The organism is Kineosporia sp. NBRC 101677, assembly GCF_030269265.1.
Classification (GTDB): Bacteria; Actinomycetota; Actinomycetes; order Actinomycetales; family Kineosporiaceae; genus Kineosporia; species Kineosporia rhizophila.
Window position 1 is genome coordinate 154,262 of sequence record NZ_BSTA01000006.1, and the last position, 15,837, is coordinate 170,098.

At 70.9% G+C, this 15,837-nt stretch carries 18 protein-coding genes; 12 read left to right on the forward strand and 6 right to left on the reverse strand.

Features of this window, described 5'->3' with window-relative positions:
• The first annotated feature begins 136 nt into the window (after positions 1 to 136).
• From QSK18_RS18740 to QSK18_RS18750, 3 genes are all read left to right on the forward strand, one after another.
• Positions 137 to 889: a GOLPH3/VPS74 family protein gene (locus tag QSK18_RS18740; protein WP_232809719.1), complete on the forward strand. Its 753-nt coding sequence runs from the start codon at positions 137 to 139 to the stop codon at positions 887 to 889.
• 98 nt (positions 890 to 987) lie between these two features.
• Positions 988 to 2,280, forward strand: a complete 1,293-nt coding sequence (locus QSK18_RS18745) for a DUF3500 domain-containing protein (RefSeq protein ID WP_269809763.1) — start codon at positions 988 to 990, stop codon at positions 2,278 to 2,280.
• On the forward strand, positions 2,277 to 3,608 hold the full coding sequence (locus QSK18_RS18750) for a HupE/UreJ family protein (protein WP_232809717.1): 1,332 nt from the start codon (positions 2,277 to 2,279) through the stop codon (positions 3,606 to 3,608). Before QSK18_RS18745 ends, QSK18_RS18750 begins: the two co-directional genes overlap by 4 nt.
• Positions 3,609 to 3,658: 50 nt before the next feature.
• Here QSK18_RS18750 and QSK18_RS18755 read toward each other — a convergent pair whose 3' ends face one another.
• Positions 3,659 to 4,177 (reverse strand): YbhB/YbcL family Raf kinase inhibitor-like protein, encoded by a 519-nt coding sequence (locus tag QSK18_RS18755; RefSeq protein WP_232809716.1) that lies wholly within the window; start codon positions 4,175 to 4,177, stop codon positions 3,659 to 3,661.
• Between the two features lie 149 nt (positions 4,178 to 4,326).
• On the opposite strand from QSK18_RS18755, the gene QSK18_RS18760 reads away from it, so the two are divergent.
• Entirely contained in the window at positions 4,327 to 5,172 is an 846-nt protein-coding gene (locus QSK18_RS18760) for a helix-turn-helix transcriptional regulator (protein WP_232809715.1), read from the forward strand.
• A gap of 42 nt (positions 5,173 to 5,214) precedes the next feature.
• On the forward strand, positions 5,215 to 5,577 hold the full coding sequence (locus tag QSK18_RS18765) for a hypothetical protein (protein ID WP_232809714.1): 363 nt from the start codon (positions 5,215 to 5,217) through the stop codon (positions 5,575 to 5,577).
• Between the two features lie 14 nt (positions 5,578 to 5,591).
• Here QSK18_RS18765 and QSK18_RS18770 read toward each other — a convergent pair whose 3' ends face one another.
• Positions 5,592 to 5,969, reverse strand: coding sequence for a winged helix-turn-helix transcriptional regulator (locus tag QSK18_RS18770; RefSeq protein ID WP_232809713.1), 378 nt, complete (start codon positions 5,967 to 5,969; stop codon positions 5,592 to 5,594).
• Positions 5,970 to 6,088: 119 nt separating this feature from the next.
• On the opposite strand from QSK18_RS18770, the gene QSK18_RS18775 reads away from it, so the two are divergent.
• Positions 6,089 to 6,925 carry an enoyl-CoA hydratase/isomerase family protein gene (locus QSK18_RS18775; RefSeq protein ID WP_232809712.1) on the forward strand — a complete coding sequence of 279 codons (837 nt, stop codon included), beginning with the start codon at positions 6,089 to 6,091 and terminating at the stop codon, positions 6,923 to 6,925.
• A 42-nt stretch (positions 6,926 to 6,967) separates the two neighbouring features.
• A complete protein-coding gene (locus QSK18_RS18780; RefSeq protein ID WP_232809711.1) occupies positions 6,968 to 7,285 on the forward strand; it encodes a hypothetical protein in 318 nt (105 codons plus the stop codon).
• Here QSK18_RS18780 and QSK18_RS18785 read toward each other — a convergent pair.
• On the reverse strand, positions 7,267 to 8,217 hold the full coding sequence (locus QSK18_RS18785; protein ID WP_232809710.1) for a DMT family transporter: 951 nt from the start codon (positions 8,215 to 8,217) through the stop codon (positions 7,267 to 7,269). The two genes, QSK18_RS18780 and QSK18_RS18785, sit on opposite strands and share 19 nt — an antisense overlap.
• 82 nt (positions 8,218 to 8,299) lie before the next feature.
• Between QSK18_RS18785 and QSK18_RS18790 the strand changes: the two genes are divergently transcribed.
• The 3 genes from QSK18_RS18790 to QSK18_RS18800 are packed head-to-tail and all read left to right on the forward strand — an operon-like array spanning position 8,300 to position 10,780.
• Positions 8,300 to 9,232, forward strand: coding sequence for a LysR family transcriptional regulator (locus QSK18_RS18790; protein ID WP_232809709.1), 933 nt, complete (start codon positions 8,300 to 8,302; stop codon positions 9,230 to 9,232).
• A gap of 10 nt (positions 9,233 to 9,242) precedes the next feature.
• Positions 9,243 to 10,313: a bifunctional transcriptional activator/DNA repair enzyme AdaA gene (locus tag QSK18_RS18795; RefSeq protein ID WP_232809708.1), complete on the forward strand. Its 1,071-nt coding sequence runs from the start codon at positions 9,243 to 9,245 to the stop codon at positions 10,311 to 10,313.
• The gene (locus tag QSK18_RS18800) at positions 10,310 to 10,780 is read left to right on the forward strand and encodes a DUF1203 domain-containing protein (RefSeq protein WP_232809707.1); all 471 of its coding nucleotides are present in this window, start codon (positions 10,310 to 10,312) and stop codon (positions 10,778 to 10,780) included. Before QSK18_RS18795 ends, QSK18_RS18800 begins: the two co-directional genes overlap by 4 nt.
• Before the next feature lie 253 nt (positions 10,781 to 11,033).
• Here QSK18_RS18800 and QSK18_RS18805 read toward each other — a convergent pair whose 3' ends face one another.
• Positions 11,034 to 11,951: an AraC family transcriptional regulator gene (locus tag QSK18_RS18805; RefSeq protein WP_232809706.1), complete on the reverse strand. Its 918-nt coding sequence runs from the start codon at positions 11,949 to 11,951 to the stop codon at positions 11,034 to 11,036.
• Between the two features lie 135 nt (positions 11,952 to 12,086).
• On the opposite strand from QSK18_RS18805, the gene QSK18_RS18810 reads away from it, so the two are divergent.
• On the forward strand, positions 12,087 to 12,947 hold the full coding sequence (locus tag QSK18_RS18810; protein ID WP_232809705.1) for an enoyl-CoA hydratase/isomerase family protein: 861 nt from the start codon (positions 12,087 to 12,089) through the stop codon (positions 12,945 to 12,947).
• Positions 12,948 to 12,954: 7 nt separating this feature from the next.
• On the opposite strand, the gene QSK18_RS18815 is transcribed toward QSK18_RS18810, so the two are convergent.
• On the reverse strand, positions 12,955 to 13,854 hold the full coding sequence (locus QSK18_RS18815; protein ID WP_232809704.1) for a LysR family transcriptional regulator: 900 nt from the start codon (positions 13,852 to 13,854) through the stop codon (positions 12,955 to 12,957).
• Positions 13,855 to 13,984: 130 nt separating this feature from the next.
• Here QSK18_RS18815 and QSK18_RS18820 point away from each other — a divergent pair, with 130 nt between their 5' ends.
• The gene (locus QSK18_RS18820) at positions 13,985 to 14,881 is read left to right on the forward strand and encodes an NAD-dependent epimerase/dehydratase family protein (RefSeq protein ID WP_232809703.1); all 897 of its coding nucleotides are present in this window, start codon (positions 13,985 to 13,987) and stop codon (positions 14,879 to 14,881) included.
• On the opposite strand, the gene QSK18_RS18825 is transcribed toward QSK18_RS18820, so the two are convergent.
• On the reverse strand, positions 14,854 to 15,747 hold the full coding sequence (locus QSK18_RS18825) for an alpha/beta fold hydrolase (protein WP_232809702.1): 894 nt from the start codon (positions 15,745 to 15,747) through the stop codon (positions 14,854 to 14,856). The genes QSK18_RS18820 and QSK18_RS18825 overlap by 28 nt on opposite strands.
• Between the last annotated feature and the right edge of the window lie 90 nt (positions 15,748 to 15,837).

Sequence of the window (15,837 nt, forward strand, 5' to 3'; positions counted from 1 at the left end):
TGGGTGCACTGTCGATGCCAACCCAGTTATCCGCGCAGGTGCGGGACCCCGGAAGCCCGCCACCGACGTCCTCAATTGAGATACCCGGGCGATCAAGATTGACTGGAGGCCGACCGGACGGATGCTGGAGGGGACGATGACAGGGCACGGGCTGGAAGACTTCCTGATCGCCGAGGACCTGATGCTGTTGCTGCTCGACGACGAGAAGGGCACGATCCACAGCGAGTCCAGCGCGCCCTATCTGCTGGCCGGGGCGCTGCTGTCGGAACTGACGCTGCTGGAACGCGTGGCCCAGGGCGAGAAAGAAGGCCTCTTCGGCCGGCGCAAGCTCCTGCCCCTGGGCCAGGGGCCGCTGCCCGACCCCCTACTGCAGGAGGCGTACGACGAGGTCGTCGACAAACCCCGTGACCCGCAGTCGGTACTTTCCAAGATCAGCAAGGACCTGCACAAGCGGGTACCGGCCCGGCTGGCCGAACGCGGTCTGGTGCGACTGGAGCAGAAGAAGGTGATGCGGATCTTCTCCCAGACCCGCTACCCCAGCATCGACCAGTCCCGCGAACGCGCGGTCCGCAACGAGATCCGCGCCGTGCTCGCCGACGGCCTGACCGCCCGGTCGCGGGTGGCCGCGCTGATCGCGCTGCTGTCGGCCGGCAACTCGCTCAAGCACGTGCTGAAGGAACAGGACGTGTCCTGGACACCCGAGGTGAAGCAGCGGGCCAAGGAGATCCAGAAGGGCGACTGGGGCGCCGGGGTGGCCAGTGCGGCCATCGCAGCCTCGGTGGCCACCATCGCCGGCGGCGCTGCGGCGGCCGGCACATACGGCGGTGGGGACGGCGGTGGCGACGGTGGCAGTGGGGGCGGCGACGGCGGTGGGGGCGGCGGCTCGTAGACGGCGCGTCCCCATTTGAGGGGTCAGCCACGCGTGATCACAGAAGGCGCATAGCCAGCATGCAGGAATTACTCGTGCGTCACTCCTAGCTTCGCGCCATGTCCACCAGCAACGACCTGAATCTCGCCGACCGGCCCCTGGGGCGCCGGGCCCTCCTGGCCGGCATCCCGGGCCTGGCCCTCCTGGTCGCCGGATGCTCCAGCTCGGACGACGAAAGCAGCACGGGCTCGACGGCCACGTCCACCGGCACCTCCACCGCCACGGCCGACGGGGAGGCGGCGGCGGGCAGTGTCGCGGCGCTGGCCCAGGCTTTCTACAACACCCTGGACGCCGACCAGAAGACCACGGTGCTGCTGGACTACACCCTCGACAACGCCAAGCGCTGGTCCAACCTGCCGCAGGGCCTGATCACCGGCGGCGCCGGTGGCGGGGGCGGCATGCCCAGCGGTGGGATGCCCTCCGGTGGGATGCCCAGTGGAGCGACCGGTGAGATGCCGAGCGGCGGTCCTCCCAGCGGCGGCATGCCCAGCGGCAGCGGCACCAGCGGCGGAGCCCCTGGCGGCGGAGGTGGCAGCAGCCAGGGCCGGGTAGGCATCGCTCTGGGCGAGCTGAGCGACGAGCAACTGGCCGCGTTCACCACCCTGCTCAAGGCGGCCACGGGTACCACGTCCGGGCTGGGGTACGACGAGATCGAGCAGCAACTGGCCGCCGACGACTACCTCCAGGACAACGGCGGGGGCGACACCTACGGCCGCGGCCAGTTCTACGTGGCCATCCTGGGCAGCCCGCAGGACTCCGGCACCTGGGAGTTCCAGTTCGGCGGGCACCACATGGCGGTGGCCAACACCTACGTCGACGGCAAGCTGGCCGGCGCCACACCTTCGTTCCGGGGCTCCGAGCCGTTCCAGAAGTTCGAGCTGGACGGCCAGAGCTACCAGCCGATGAAGGCCAAGCACCAGGCGTTCGCGGCGCTGCTGGCCGGCCTGAACACGAAGCAGCTCACCGCGGCCAAGCTCGCCGACACCTACTCCGACCTGGTGCTCGGCCCGGGCAACGACTGGGCCTTCCCGACCGAGTACGAGGGCGTGCAGATCTCCACGCTCTCGGCCAAGCAGAAGAAGCTCGCCCTCGCCGCGATCGCCGGCTACGTGAACGACATCGCCGACGACGATGCCGCGACCGTCCTGGCCAAGTACGAGGAAGAACTGGACGACACCTACATCGCCTACTCCGGCACGACCGCCCTCACCGAGCGCAACGACTACATCCGGATCGACGGGCCGTCGGTGTGGATCGAGTTCTCCATGCAGAACGGCATCGTGCTGTCGGGCAACCACCCGCACTCGGTCTGGCGCGACCGGACCAGCGACTACGGCGGTACGCAGAGTTGATCGCACCCCGGGGCCGAACCCTGCGCGTACTCGTCCTGATGCTGGCCGGCGCGATCGTCTGGCTCGCGCTCGCCCCGGCCGCCTCGGCGCACGTGGTGCCCACCTCGAGCATCCAGCTCCTGGTGCACGAGGACGAGATCGACGCCGCGGTGGCCATTCCGCTGTCGGACCTGCAGGACTCCACCGGAACGACACTGGAGTCGCAGGCCGACGTGGACGCCCAGAGCGAGCAGCTTCAGCAGTACCTACTCGCCCACTTCACCCCGACCAGCGACGACGGTCAGGCCTGGGACGTCGGCATGGGCTCGCTGACGGTGAGTACCACCGGCAACAAGGCAACCACTGGCCTGTACGAGCAGGTGCAGACCACGTTCACCCTGACTCCCCCGGCCGGGAGCGAGCACGAGTCGTTCAACCTGGGCTACGACGCCGTGGTCGACCGGGTGGCCACCCACACGGTGATCGTCACGGCCCGCACCGAAAATGACGACAGTGTCCGCACGGTGGGTACGGTGCGGCGCAGTACGGTGACCAACAAGGTGCAGCCGTTGCACGTGGATCTCACGGCCACGAGCGGATTCTCGGCGATGTTCAGCCTGGGGGTGCAGCACATCCGGGAAGGCACCGACCATCAGCTGTTCCTGCTGACACTGCTGCTGCCCGCTCCCCTGCTGGCCGTCGGCCGGCGCTGGACAGGCGTTGCCCCGGCTCAGCGGGCGGTTCACCGGATTGCGGCCATCACACTGTCTTTCACCCTCGGCCACTCGCTCACCCTGGCCCTGGGCACCCTCGGTGCGCCGGTGCCGCAACAGCTCGTCGAATCCCTCATCGCGGTCAGCATCCTGGTCGCCGCGCTGCACGCCGTCCGTCCGCTCTTCGCCGGCCGGGAAGCGCTGGTGGCCGGGGCTTTCGGGCTCGTACACGGGCTGGCGTTCTCCGAGGCGCTGCGCGAGCTGGACCTGACCGGGGCCCAGCTGGCCTGGTCGCTGCTCGGTTTCAACCTGGGCATCGAGGCCATGCAGTTGCTGGTCGTCGTGCTGGTCCTGCCCCCGCTGATCGTGCTGGCTCGCTCCGGCCGGTATGCAGTGGCCCGCAACGCCGCCGCAGCGCTGACCGCGGTGGCGGCCCTGGGCTGGCTGGCCGACCGGCTGGGCGCGGCGAACCCGGTGGCCGAGGTGGCCGATCAGCTCGGCGTGCTGGCGCTGCCCGGTCTGATCGTTCTCTGGTCCGTCGCCGCGGTTCTCGTGGTTCAGGCACAGCAGAAACAGAGGACGGGTGACCCGGGCGAGCCGGGAACGCGGGAGTCCCAGCTCGATCACGTGAGCTGACGCGAAACCACGGGGCTGGGTGCTGTGAAAGCACCCAGCCCCAATCCGGTTCAGGCGGCCGAGGTCTCGGCGGTGGCCACGATCGTGGCGCGGGCCAGGATGTGACCGGCGATGGTGAAGCCCAGGAAGGCCGGAGTGCCCTCGGCCGGCACGCCGATGTCCTCGACGTCCAGGGCGTGCACGGTGATGAAGTAGCGGTGCGGGCCGTGCCCGGCGGGCGGGGCCGCACCGATGTACTGCGGCATACGGGCGTCGTTGGGCAGGTGCACAGCCCCGGCCGGCAGGTCGGCACCGGCGGGCAGGGTGGTCACCGAGGCCGGGATGTTGGCGACGGCCCAGTGCCAGAAGCCGGACATGGTCGGGGCGTCGGGGTCGTACATGGTCACGGCGTAGCTCCGGGTGCCCTCCGGGGCGCCCGACCAGGTCAGGTCCGGCGAGATGTCCTGGCCTCCGGGGATGCCGAAGGCGCCGGACATCTGGGCCGGGGCCAGGGGCTGTCCCTCGACGACGGCCGAGCTGCTGAGCTCGAAGGCGGGCACCTGGGGAAGACGGTCGAACGGGTTGTTCATGCTGGTTGTGCTCCATCGATCGGACGGTTCGGTGAACACCTCCAATCTGCGGCCGACCGCCGGGGGCAGGGAGATCCTCGGCATGCTGGTGCCCGGAGTACCACCCTGAGCGGTCGACCACCGCCCAGGGGGTGAGGCAGGCTGGCGAGGTGACCGCGATCCGTGCCACCCATCGTCCCCAGTTGTCGGCTTTTCTGCGGGCGATGCGGGCCCGCGTGCAGCCGGCCGACGTGGGGCTTCCGGATTCCGACCGGCGCCGCACACCGGGCCTTCGCCGCCAGGAGGTCGCGCAGCTGGCCGCGGTCAGTATCGACTGGTACATCCGGCTCGAGCAGGGGCGCGTGGGTGTGCCCGGCGCCGCCGTGCTCGACGCCGTGGCTCAGGCCCTGATGCTGTCCGAGACCGAACGCCACCACCTGCACCTGATCGCCCGCGGCGAGGCCCCACCGGCCCGGCACGTGCCCGCCCCCGCCAGCGAGTCGCTGCAGACCCTGCTGCGCAGCATGCCCACCACCCCGGCCTGGATCGTCGACTTCCGGTTCGACAAGCTGGCCCACAACGCCGCCGCTCTGGCCCTGTTCGGCCCCGGGTTCGCCGAGACGGCCAACACCGCCGAACCGCTCTTCCTCGATCCGGGAGCCCGCGAGTTCCAGCTCGACTGGACCCGCATCGCGCAGGAGCACGTGGGCAACCTGCGGGCGAACCTGGCCCGGCACCCCGACGATCCGCGGCTGAAGTCCCTGGTCGGCGATCTGCGGCGCAAGAGTGCGGATTTCGCCACCTGGTGGGACGACCACACGGTGCAGGAACGCACCAACGGGACCAAGCGGGTGCTACATCCGACCGCCGGGGTGATGACCCTGCGCTACGACGTGCTGGCCGTGCAAGACGGCTCCGAGCAACGACTTTCGGCGATCACCCCGGCCGACGCCCAGTCCGAGGAGGCGTTGCGCTCGATGATCTCGCAGCACAGCGGGCTGCGGGTGGTGGGCTGAACCGCCCCCCACGACCAGGGACGGTCTGCCTAGCATGACGGTATGACGCGTGTTCTGCTGATCGGGCTCGCCCCCGAAGCCGTAACCCTGCCGCCCGGCCTGGACGCCGAGACCCTGCGGGCCCGGATCGCCGAGGGCAATGCGGCGGTGGAGCAGGCCGGCTACGACATCGTGCGGGCCCTGATCGGCAACGACCACGCCGCCGGCCTCGCCGAGATCCGCCGGCTCCTGGCCGACCCCACCATCGACATCGTGATGATCGGCAACGGGGTGCGTGGCCGGGCCGAGTTCACCGAACTGTTCGAGCAGATCGTCAACGCCGGGCACGAACTGGCCCCGCAGGCGCGCTTCGCCTTCAACGCCGACCCGACCAGCACCCTTCAGGCCCTGCAGCGCAACACCTGAACGCCTCAGCCGGCTCAGCCGGCGCTGCGGGCGTCGTAGTCCGCCTGCATCCGGGTGATCTCGTCGCTGTTCTCGAGCGTCCACTCGTAGAGCCGGACGAAGGGCTCGCGGAAGGAACGCCCGAGCGGGGTGAGTGAGTACTCCACGCCCACCGGTGTGGTCTCGAGGATGCGGCGCTGGATCATGCCGTTGCGCTCCAGCCGGCGCAGCGTCTGGGTGAGCACGCGCTGGGTCACGCCCTCCAGCTGCCGCTTGATCTCGTTGAACCGGGTCGGCTCCTCCAGCACGGTCATCACCATCATCGACCACTTGTCGGCGATCTGGTCGAGGATCGGCCGGGTCGGGCAGTTGACGTAGAAGCGCGGCTGCGGGCGGTCCAAGGGCGTTGCCATCGGTTCCCTTTCGGATACCTGGTATGCGGAAAGTGCGTTCTTGCCCGTTCCCGCCGGGCCGGGGGACGGTAGGTATGCATCAGGAACCTACAGGCCTCTCGACAACCACGGAAGCAGCCATGGACCTCCCCCGCTACACCACCCTGCACGTCGCCGTCGCCGGCGGGATCGCCCGGATCCAGCTCGACAACCCCCCGGTCAACACGCTCTCGGCGGCCATGATGATCGAACTGCACGACCTCCTGGAGAGGTTGCGGGACGACACCGACGTACGCGTCCTGCTGTTCTCCAGCTCCCACGAGGAGTTCTTCCTCGCCCACGTCGACATGGGCATCTTCGAGCACCTGAAGGAACTCGAGCCGGTCGCGGCCCGCTTCCCGCAGGTGAACGTGCACCAGGGCATCGGCGAGCTCCTGCGCACCCAGCCGCAGGTCAGCATCGTCAAGCTGTCGGGCATCGCCCGCGCCGGGGGCGCGGAGTTCGTGATCGCGGCCGACCTGGCCTTCGCCGCCACCGAGACCGCCCGGATCGGCCAGACCGAGGCGCTCCTGGGCATCCTGCCCGGCGGGGGCGCCACGCAGTACCTGCTCGAGCGGGTCGGCCGCAGCCGGGCCCTGGAACTGGTCCTGTCGGCCGAACTGCTCGACGCAGACACGGCCGCGCAGTACGGCTGGATCAACCGCGCGATCCCGGCCGCCGAACTCGACGCCTACGTGGACAAGCTGGCCACCGACATCGCCGCCGTAGGCTCCGACCTCATCGCCGCGGCCAAGCGCGCCCTGCCCGCCGCCGACCTGACCCCGGGCCTGCGCGTCGAGCACGACGAGTGGTCGGCCCTGGTCACCGGAGAGAGGTCGGCCAAGATCATGGCCGCGGCGGTCGAGCACGGTATGCAGACCCTGGAGAACGAGCGCGACGTCGAGGGCTTCCTGCGAGGTCTGGCCGCCGGCCGGTAAGACGCAGCCCGGCCGGCGGCGAGTGTGGTGTGATGACGGGCGATGGACAGCAAGCAGATCAGCGCCCAGACCGACACCTGGATCCTGGCGTGCCTCGCCGCCGGCCCGGCCCCGATGACGTTGCGCGAGATCCGCGAGCGTCTATGGGCGCAGATCCCGGCCGAGATCCGCTCGTCCTGGAAGGTGCTGCTGGTGGGTGACCAGGTCAGCCGCTCGCTGAACCAGCTGGCCCGCGAAGGTGTGGTGCGGCACGACAAGTACGCCATGCGCTGGGAGCTGGCCACCCGCGACCAGGACATGGCCGCACCGCCCACGCGGGCGGTGCCCGACGGTGAGCAGGATCAGCTGTTCGAGACCTGACGTTGCGGCGTCGGGGCCGAACGACGCAGGGTTGCGATCCCCACGCCGCTCAGGCAGAGCACCCCACCGGCCAGGGCGAGCAGGCCGGGCACCTCGCCGAGCAGGGTCCACGACAGCAGCACCACCAGGGGCGGCACCACGTAGGTGGAGGCGGCCAGGCGGCCCACGCTGGTCCGGGATAGGGCGTAGCCCCAGGTCAGGAAGGCGACGGCGGTCGGGAACACGCCCAGGTAGATCATGCTGAGGGTGGCCGAGGCGGGCGCTTCAGCAGCCTGGCTGATCAGGGTGGGGGCGAACGGCAGGGTGACCACGGTGCCGGTCAGGCAGCCGATCCAGGTCAGGGTCAGCGCGTCGATGCGGGCCAGCAGGCGCTTCTGACCGGTCGCCGAGAGCGCGTACAGCACCGCCGAGGCCACCCCCAGGACGACGCCGAGCAGGTCACCACGGCCGGTGGAGGTGGTCACCGCGATGATGGTGACGCCGCTGAACGCAACGGCCATACCGATCATCAGGCGGGCTGGGAAGCCCTCGCCGAGCAGGAGTCCGGCCAGCACCGCGACCAGGACCGGGGCGAGATTGACCAGCAGGGCGGCGGTTCCGGCGTCGAGGCGCTGTTCGGCCAGGTTCAGGGCCACGTTGTACAGGCCGAACCAGGCCACACCCCAGACCAGGGCCCAGAGCAGGGTCTGCCGGTCCGGGCGCCGGGCCCGCAGGCGGCCGCTGATCAGGACGGCCACGGTCAGCACGACCGAGCCGGCGAGCAGTCGGCCCAGGGCCAGCGGCCCGGCGGAGTAGTCGTGCCCGGCCGAGCGGATCCCGACGAACGCCGAGGCCCAGAGGACGATGGTCACGGCCGTGGCGGCGATCGGCAGGAACGTGGGTGCGGGCCGGGGCGACGTGGAGGGGGCCGGAGGACTGGCCAGTGCGGTCATGGACCGATCGTCGAGCCTGCAGACCTTTAAGCACCAGCGCGAGTTTCTTCCTGACTCTTAAGCCGGACTGTATTGTCGGGGCATGCTCGATCTGCATCGACTGCGCGTGTTCCGCTCGGTGGTGGCCAGCGGATCGGTCCAGGCCGCCGCCACCAACCTCGGCTACACCCCGTCCGCCGTCAGTCAGCACGTCACCGCCCTGCAGCGAGAGACCGGCCTGCCCCTGATGGAACGGGTGGGCCGGGGGCTCCGTCCCACACCGGCAGGTCTGGCGCTGGCGGCCGAGGCCGACGAACTGCTCACCCGGCTGGGCGCGACCGAGGCCCTGGTGGCCGATCTTCGCTCGGGGCGCACCGGCGGCCTGTCCATCGCCTACTTCGCCTCCGTCGGCGCGGCCTGGCTACCGCCGGTGGTGAGCCGGCTGACCGAGGAGTTCCCCGGTCTGCGGCTCGACCTGCAGCTCAGAGACACTCCGCCGGACAACCCCGACGAGCGCGCCGACATCCATCTGACCGTCGCCAATCGCACGTTCGTGCCGGGCAGCGGTTTCGTGGCCCACCACCTGCTCGACGACTCGTACGTGGTGGTGCTGCGCCGCGACCATCCGCTGGCCGCTCGCGCCGAGATCGAGATGGCCGAACTGGCCGGGGAACGCTGGATCGACAACGACTTCGCCCACGGCTGGTGCCGGGAGAACCTGCTGGACGCCTGCGCCGCGGCCGGTTTCAGCCCGCCCTTCCACGTGGAGGCGCACGACTACCCCACCGGGATCGCATTCGTCGCCGCCGGCGTCGGCATCACCGTGATGCCGCGGCTGGGAGCCAAGGAGATCCCCGAAGGCCTGGTGATCGTCCCCCTGATCCGGCCCCGTCCGGTGCGCTCGATCTACGCCATCGTCCGCGAATCCAGTGCCCGCAACCGCCCGGCCGCGCGGGCACTGGAACTGCTGCGCGCCGGCGCCACCCAGACTTCGATGGCCGCAAGTGGAGTGCCGAGCCCCCAGGCCACTGCCTAACGTCTACGTCGTGAGCAACACCGCTGCGGACATCGAGGAGGCGCGCTGGCGTCTGGTGCTGGCGCGTCAGGAACCCGAGCAGGCGTTCGTCTACGCGGTGCGCACCACGGGCATCTACTGCCGGCCCACCTGCCCCTCGCGCCGCCCGCTACCGGCCAACGTCTCGTTCTTCGACACCACCGTCGCGGCCCGCACTGCGGGGTACCGGCCCTGCCTGCGCTGCGAACCCGACCGGCAGGGGGAAGCCGGGCACACGTCGGCCGAGGCAGCCGTCATTGCCGCCTGCCGGGCGATGCGGGCCCACGGCGGTCCACTCCCGGCCGCACAACTGCGCTCGATCACGGGGCTCAGTCAGCGTGGCCTCTCCCGCGCCTTCGCGGCGGTCGCCGGAACAAGTGCCAGAGCCTTTGGGGACGCTGTCCGCACCGGAACGGCCAGAGTCCTGTTGCGTACGGGGAGCCCGGTCACGGAGGCAGTTTTCGCCGCAGGCTTCGGTTCGGTGCGGGCCTTCTACGACACGGCCGCCCCCACCCTGGGCATGACGCCCAGCTCCTACGCCCGCGGCGCCGTGGGTGAGCACCTGAGCTGGACCAGTGTGAACACCGTCGTGGGAACCGTTCTGGCGGTGGCCAGCGCCCGTGGGTTGTGCGCGGTCCGCATCGGGCCCCACCTGCCGCGTCTGCTCGATGAGGTGCAGACAGAGTTCCCCGCCGCCACCTTCACCCCCGAGCACGAGGCCCTGACCGACGTGGCGAGCGGTCTGGCCGCCCTCGCCGCCGGGCATCCGGCCGCCGCCGCGCTGCCGCTCGACGTGCGTGGCAGCGCCTTCCAGGCCCGGGTGTGGAGCGCCCTGAGGCGTATCCCGGCGGGCGAGACCCGCAGCTACGGCGAGGTTGCCGCCGAGATCGGCGCCCCCACCGCGGTGCGTGCGGTGGCCAGTGCCTGTGCCCGCAACCGCCTGGCCCTGGTCGTGCCCTGCCACCGCGTGGTGCGCAGCGACGGCACCCTCGGCGGCTTCCGCTGGGGCCTGAGCGTGAAGCAGTCCCTCCTCGACCACGAGAAGCGAGAACACAACAGATGAACACCTTTCAGGTGAGCGCGATCCCCGCACCGGTGCTGGCGCAGGTACGCGAGCAGGGCGTGGACCAGCACGGCAACCCGGTCCGGAGCCTGGTGAACACCGAGTCTCAGGGAGCACCGCTGCGCTGCTGCCTGCGTGAGGCCGAGGTGGGTGAGCAGATCGCCCTGATCGCCTACCGTCCCGAGAACCGGGGCGGCGCCTACGCCGAGGTCGGGCCCATCTTCGTCCACCCCCACGACTGCGGCGGCTACCGCGACACCGACCGCTACCCGCCCGCCTTCCGCCACCGCCGGCAACTGCTGCGCGCCTACGACCGCAACGGCCACCAGTTCAGCAACACCCTCGTCGAAGGCGCCCAGGCCGACGCCGAACTGACCGCGCTGCTGGCGAACCCGGAGATCGACTTCGTGCACTCCCGGAACCCCATGGCCGGGTGCTACATGTTCCGGATCAGCCGTTCATCGTAGGAGCGACCAGGCCGTGCCTCCCGGAAAGCCGTTAGCCCGTGCGCAGAAACGCACCCCACCCGGGTGAAAGCCAGGCCGCCGAGGTGTTCAGCAGCTTCCTGCGGCACCTCGCCTACCTGGAGGTGCCGGCCACCACCGAGCCCAACTGCGAGGTGTACACATGGGACGCTGCGTACCGTTTGTACACCTTGAGGTGCCCTCCTGATCGGCTGCGCGTGCGGCAGGAACGGCGGGAGGGCGGGCCGAAGGCCGATCAGTGGCTACGGGCCTGGCTGCGGTAACGGCCCGGGGTGCGGCCGTGGGCCCGGGTGAAGGCACGGGTGAAGGCCGGGACCGACCCGTAGCCCACGCTCTCGGCGATCGTCTCCAGGGAGTCGTGGGTGTCGCGCAGCCGGACCGCCGCCAGGTCCATCCGCCACAGAGCCAGATAGGCCGCCGGGGTCTGGCCGACGGCGATCGGGAAGCGGCGGGCCAGAGTTGCCCGGGAGACCGAGATGGCCTCGGCGAGTGAGGCTGTCGTCCACGGGGTCGCCGGGTCCTGGTGCAGGTGCTGCAGGGCCTTGCCCACCACCGGGTCGCCCAGGGCCCCGAGCCAGGTGCCGAAGCACTCCGGCGGGCTCTCCGACAGCCAGGCGCGCAGCATCTCCACCAGCACGATGTCGACCAGGCTGCGCAGCACCGCGGACGTGCCGATCCCCGGGTCGGCGAGCTCGCGGGCCAGCATCCGCACCGTGTCGTTCAGTCCCGCAGTGCCGGAGTCGGCCCGCACGTGCACCAGGGCCGGGAGCGCGCTGAGGATCTGGGTCAGGGTGACCGGGTCGGTGCGGTAGTGGATGGTCGCGATCCGGGTGGTGACCGGCCCGGTGCCCAGCCGGATCACCTCACCCGCCTCACCGCTGGCCGGCCCGGCGGGCTGGGCGGGCTCGGCCAAGCCGGGCTGGTCACCGAGGCGGTGCGCCGCACCGGCCGGCACCAGGACGACGTCGCCGCTGCCCAGTTCGGCCGGCTCCGCACCGGGCACGCTGAGCCAGGCCCGGCCGGCGGTCACGGCGTGCAGGGTCGTGCCGGACTGCCCGTCCAGCGCCAGGGCCCAGGGGCCGCCCGCCTCGACCCGGGTGCCGAGCGCTCCCTGGACTCCGGAGATGGTCAGCGCGTCAGCCAGAGGATCCACTCACGCATCGTACGCCGGTGAGACATCCGATCAACAGATCGAGGTTTTCAGGCATGGCCTGTCTGATCGACGGCTACATACGGTCAAGGGGTGCCGCTGGGGAACAGCCCCGGCGCCTCTGCGAAGGATCCCCTCATGGACTACACCACCTGGCCCGGCCTCCACGTCACCGTGACCCAGGGCGTGTCCACCGTGACGCTCGACCACCCACCCCTGAACCTGATGGACGCCGTCCTGCTGCCGTCGCTGCGGGGCTTCGTGCACCAGGTGCGCGGCGACTCGGCCGTGCGGGTCATCGTGTTCCAGAGCGCCGACCCGGAGTTCTTCAGCGCCCACGGCGACATGGCCTACGTGACCGACCCGGAGGCCCTGCCCCGGGCCACCCAGGCCGCCATCGACGCCGCGCCCGGGGCCGAGATCCCCGACGGGCTGAACATCCTCGAGGCCCTGAGCGAGGAGGTGCGCACCCTGCCCCAGGTCACCATCGGCAAGCTGGCCGGGTTCGCCCGGGGCGCCGGCAACGAGTTCCTGATGAGCCTCGACCTGCGCTTCGCGGCGATCGGGGCCTCGGGGCAGGCGCAGCCCGAGGCCCATCTGACCATCGTGCCCGGAGGTGGCGGCACGGTGAACCTGACCCGCCTGGTGGGCCGGGCCCGGGCCCTGGAGCTCCTGGTCGGCGGTCAGCTGGTCGGGGCCGAGGTGGCCGAGCGCTACGGCCTGGTCAACCGGGCGCTGCCGGCCAACGAACTCGACGCGTTCGTGGACGCCCTGGCGCAGCGGATGGCGAAGGTGAAGCCCGAGGTCGTGGCCGCGCTCAAGCAGATCGTCGACGCCGCCGCACCGCCGGCCCCGCACGAGGTCTACGCGGTCGAGAACGCCGCCCTGTACTCGCTGTTCACCGAAGACCTGGCCGAGGTGGCGCGCCGCCAGCTGGCCGCCGGAGTGCAGACCCGTGAGGGTGAGCGGGATCTCGAGGGCCTGCTGGACCGCCTCTGAGCACTGCTCAGAATCGCTGGGTGGCGCCCGTGCGGTTCGGCACCAACGCGGTGAACGCCTCGGCCGCCCGGGTGCGGGTGGTCGAGGCCGGCCGGGCCAGGCCCAGGATCCACGGCGTGGCGGGCGGATCGAGCGCGACCGGCACCACCCGCCGGCCGGTCTCGGTCTGTAACGGCGGGACGACGGCCACCCCGGCCCCGGCCTCGACGAAGCCCGGGATCGAGGTCAGGTCGGTGACCTCGACGACGATCGAGCGAGCCACCCCGGCCCGCCGGAAGTCCGCGTCGGTGCGGCCCCGATTGCAGAATCCGGCCGGCATGTCGATGAACGGGGACGGGCTCAGCTCGTTCATCGACACCGCCTTCGCCCCGGCCAGCGGATGCCCGGCCGGCACCAGCAGGCGCGGCTGGTACTCGGCGATCGGCGTGAGCTCGATGTCGCGGACGTCGCCGGACTCCACCCCGACGAAGGCCAGGTCGAGGGCGTTCGAGCGCAGCCCTTCCAGCAGCCCTTCCGAACCGGAGGGATCAGCGCTGAGATGCAACTGCACGCCGGGATGCTGCTGGCGGAAGTCGGCCACCAGCCCCGGCAGGTCGACCACGCTCAGCCCGGCCAGCGTTCCCACCCGCAGGCTCCCCCGCAGCCCCTCGCAGATACCGCCGACGGCGCGGCGGGCCTCGTCGAGAGCCTCCAGGGCCCGCTTGGCCTGGGGCAGCAGGGACCGCCCGGACGGCGTCAGGGCCACCTTCGTGGTGGAACGGTCGAACAGCGTCACCCCGAGGCTGCGCTCGAGGGTGCGGATACTGGCTGACACCGTGGACTGGACTGCCATGGTGCGGGCGGCCGCCCGGGTGAAGCTGAGCTCCTCGGCCACCGCCACGAAGTACTCCAGCTGCCGCTGTTCCATCCGCCCAGCTTATCGCCCAGAGCGCTGACCCTCATCGGAACTTTTCGTTTCCCCCGATAGGCCTGGTCGGCCCAGACTCGAGGAGGCCGCCCACCGGCGTCCACAAATCTTTGACGAAAAGGCGCGAACCATGAACATCCTGCTGACCGGAGCCACCGGCTACATCGGAGGGGGCGTCCTGGCCGCCCTGCTGGAGGCCGGCCACACCGTCACCGCCCTGGTCCGCACCGACGACAAGGCCGCCGCCGTGCGCAAGGAGGGCGGCTCGCCCGTGGTCGGCGACATGCAGGATCACGACCTGGTCCGGCGTCTGGCCGAGCAGAGCGAAGGTGTCATCACCACCGCCTCCCCGGGCGACGAGACCAGCAGCGCGGCCGAGGCCGACTTCGCCGACGCCGTGCTCGCCGGCCTCGCCGGATCCGGCAAGCCCTTCGTCCGTACCGGCGGTGTCTGGGTCCACGGAGCCGGGGACGAGATCACCGAACAGACCCCGACCGACGCGCCCACGATCGTCCGCTGGCGGTCCGAGATCGACGAACGAGTGCTCGCCGCACCGGGAATCCGCTCGGTCCTGATCGAGCCGGCCGTGGTGTACGGGCGGCACGGCGGCATCCCCAACGTCGTGTTCGCCGGCGAACGCGTCGGCGACCCGGCCGCGCTCACCCTGATCGGTGACGGCACCCAGCACTGGACCACGGTTCATGTGGACGATCTGGCGCGCCTTTACGTCGCGGCGCTCGTTCGCGCCGAGCACGGTTCCCGGTTCCTGGGCGTCTCGGGCGAGAACCCCACGACCCGGGAACTGGGCGAGGCGGCCAGTCACCGGCTGGGCCTGGCGGGCCGGGTCGTGCCCGAGACCCCGCAGCAGACCATCGAACGGCTGGGCCCTTTCGGCGCGGCCCTGCTGGTGAACCAGCAGGCAACCGGCCAGCATGCACGCCAGACCCTCGGCTGGACGCCGAGCCGGCCCTCGCTGCTCAGCGAGATCGCCTCGGGTGGTTACGATCCGGTGCCGAGCCAGCCCTGAACCGTCAGGACCGCATCGGCGAAGGCCTCCGGCGCCTCCTGGGGCAGGTTGTGCCCGGCTTCGACCACGCGATGCTCGTGGCGGGCCGTGAAGTGGGAGGCGTGGTGCGCGGTGCCGCCCGGCTTGAGCGGGTCTTGGGTGCAGTCGAGGGTGACGGCCGGGACGGTGATCGGTGGCTTGCGGGAAAGCTTGCCCTCCAGCGCCTCCCAGGCCGGATCGCCCGCAGCCAGGCCGAAAGCGTGACGGTAGGCGTGCACCACGACGTCGACGAAGTCAGGGTTGTCGAAAGAGGCTGCGGTGCGGGCGAACGTGTCGTCGTCGAACCGCCAGCCCGGCGACCACTGCTGCCAGAGCAGACGGCACAGCCCACGGCGGTCGGCGGCCAGGCTCTTGCGGCCGCGCTCGGTCTGGAACAGGTGCTGGTACCAGACAACCTGTTCCAGGGACGGCGGGGACGCCTCCCCCTGCCCCGCGATGTCCAGGACGTCGTAGCCGGCCATCGACACCAGGCCACCCACCCGCCACGGCTCGGCAGCGGTGGCCACGCACGAGGCCAGACCACCCCAGTCGTACCCGGCCAGGATCGGCCGGTGAAGGCCGAGCGCGTCGATCAGGGCCAGCAGGTCGCTCCCGAGGGCGGCCTGCTGGCCACTGCGCGGGGTCTCGGCCGACCGGAACCGGGTCGGGCCGAAACCCCGCTGGTACGGGCGGACGACCCGGGCCCCTTCGGCGACCAGGAGGGGCACCACCTCGTCGTAGGCGTGCACGTCGTAGGGAAACCCGTGCGACAGCACCACCGGCCACCCGTCCTCGGGGCCTTCCTGCAGGTAGGCGACGGTCAGCACGCCCGCATCGATCGTGTTCATCCGTAGCAGCTTACGACTGGCCTTCCTCAAGTGTCTTCAGACATTTGTGGGCCAGTTCCGCGCGCCCGCCTGGGTCGAAGTGGTGCCACG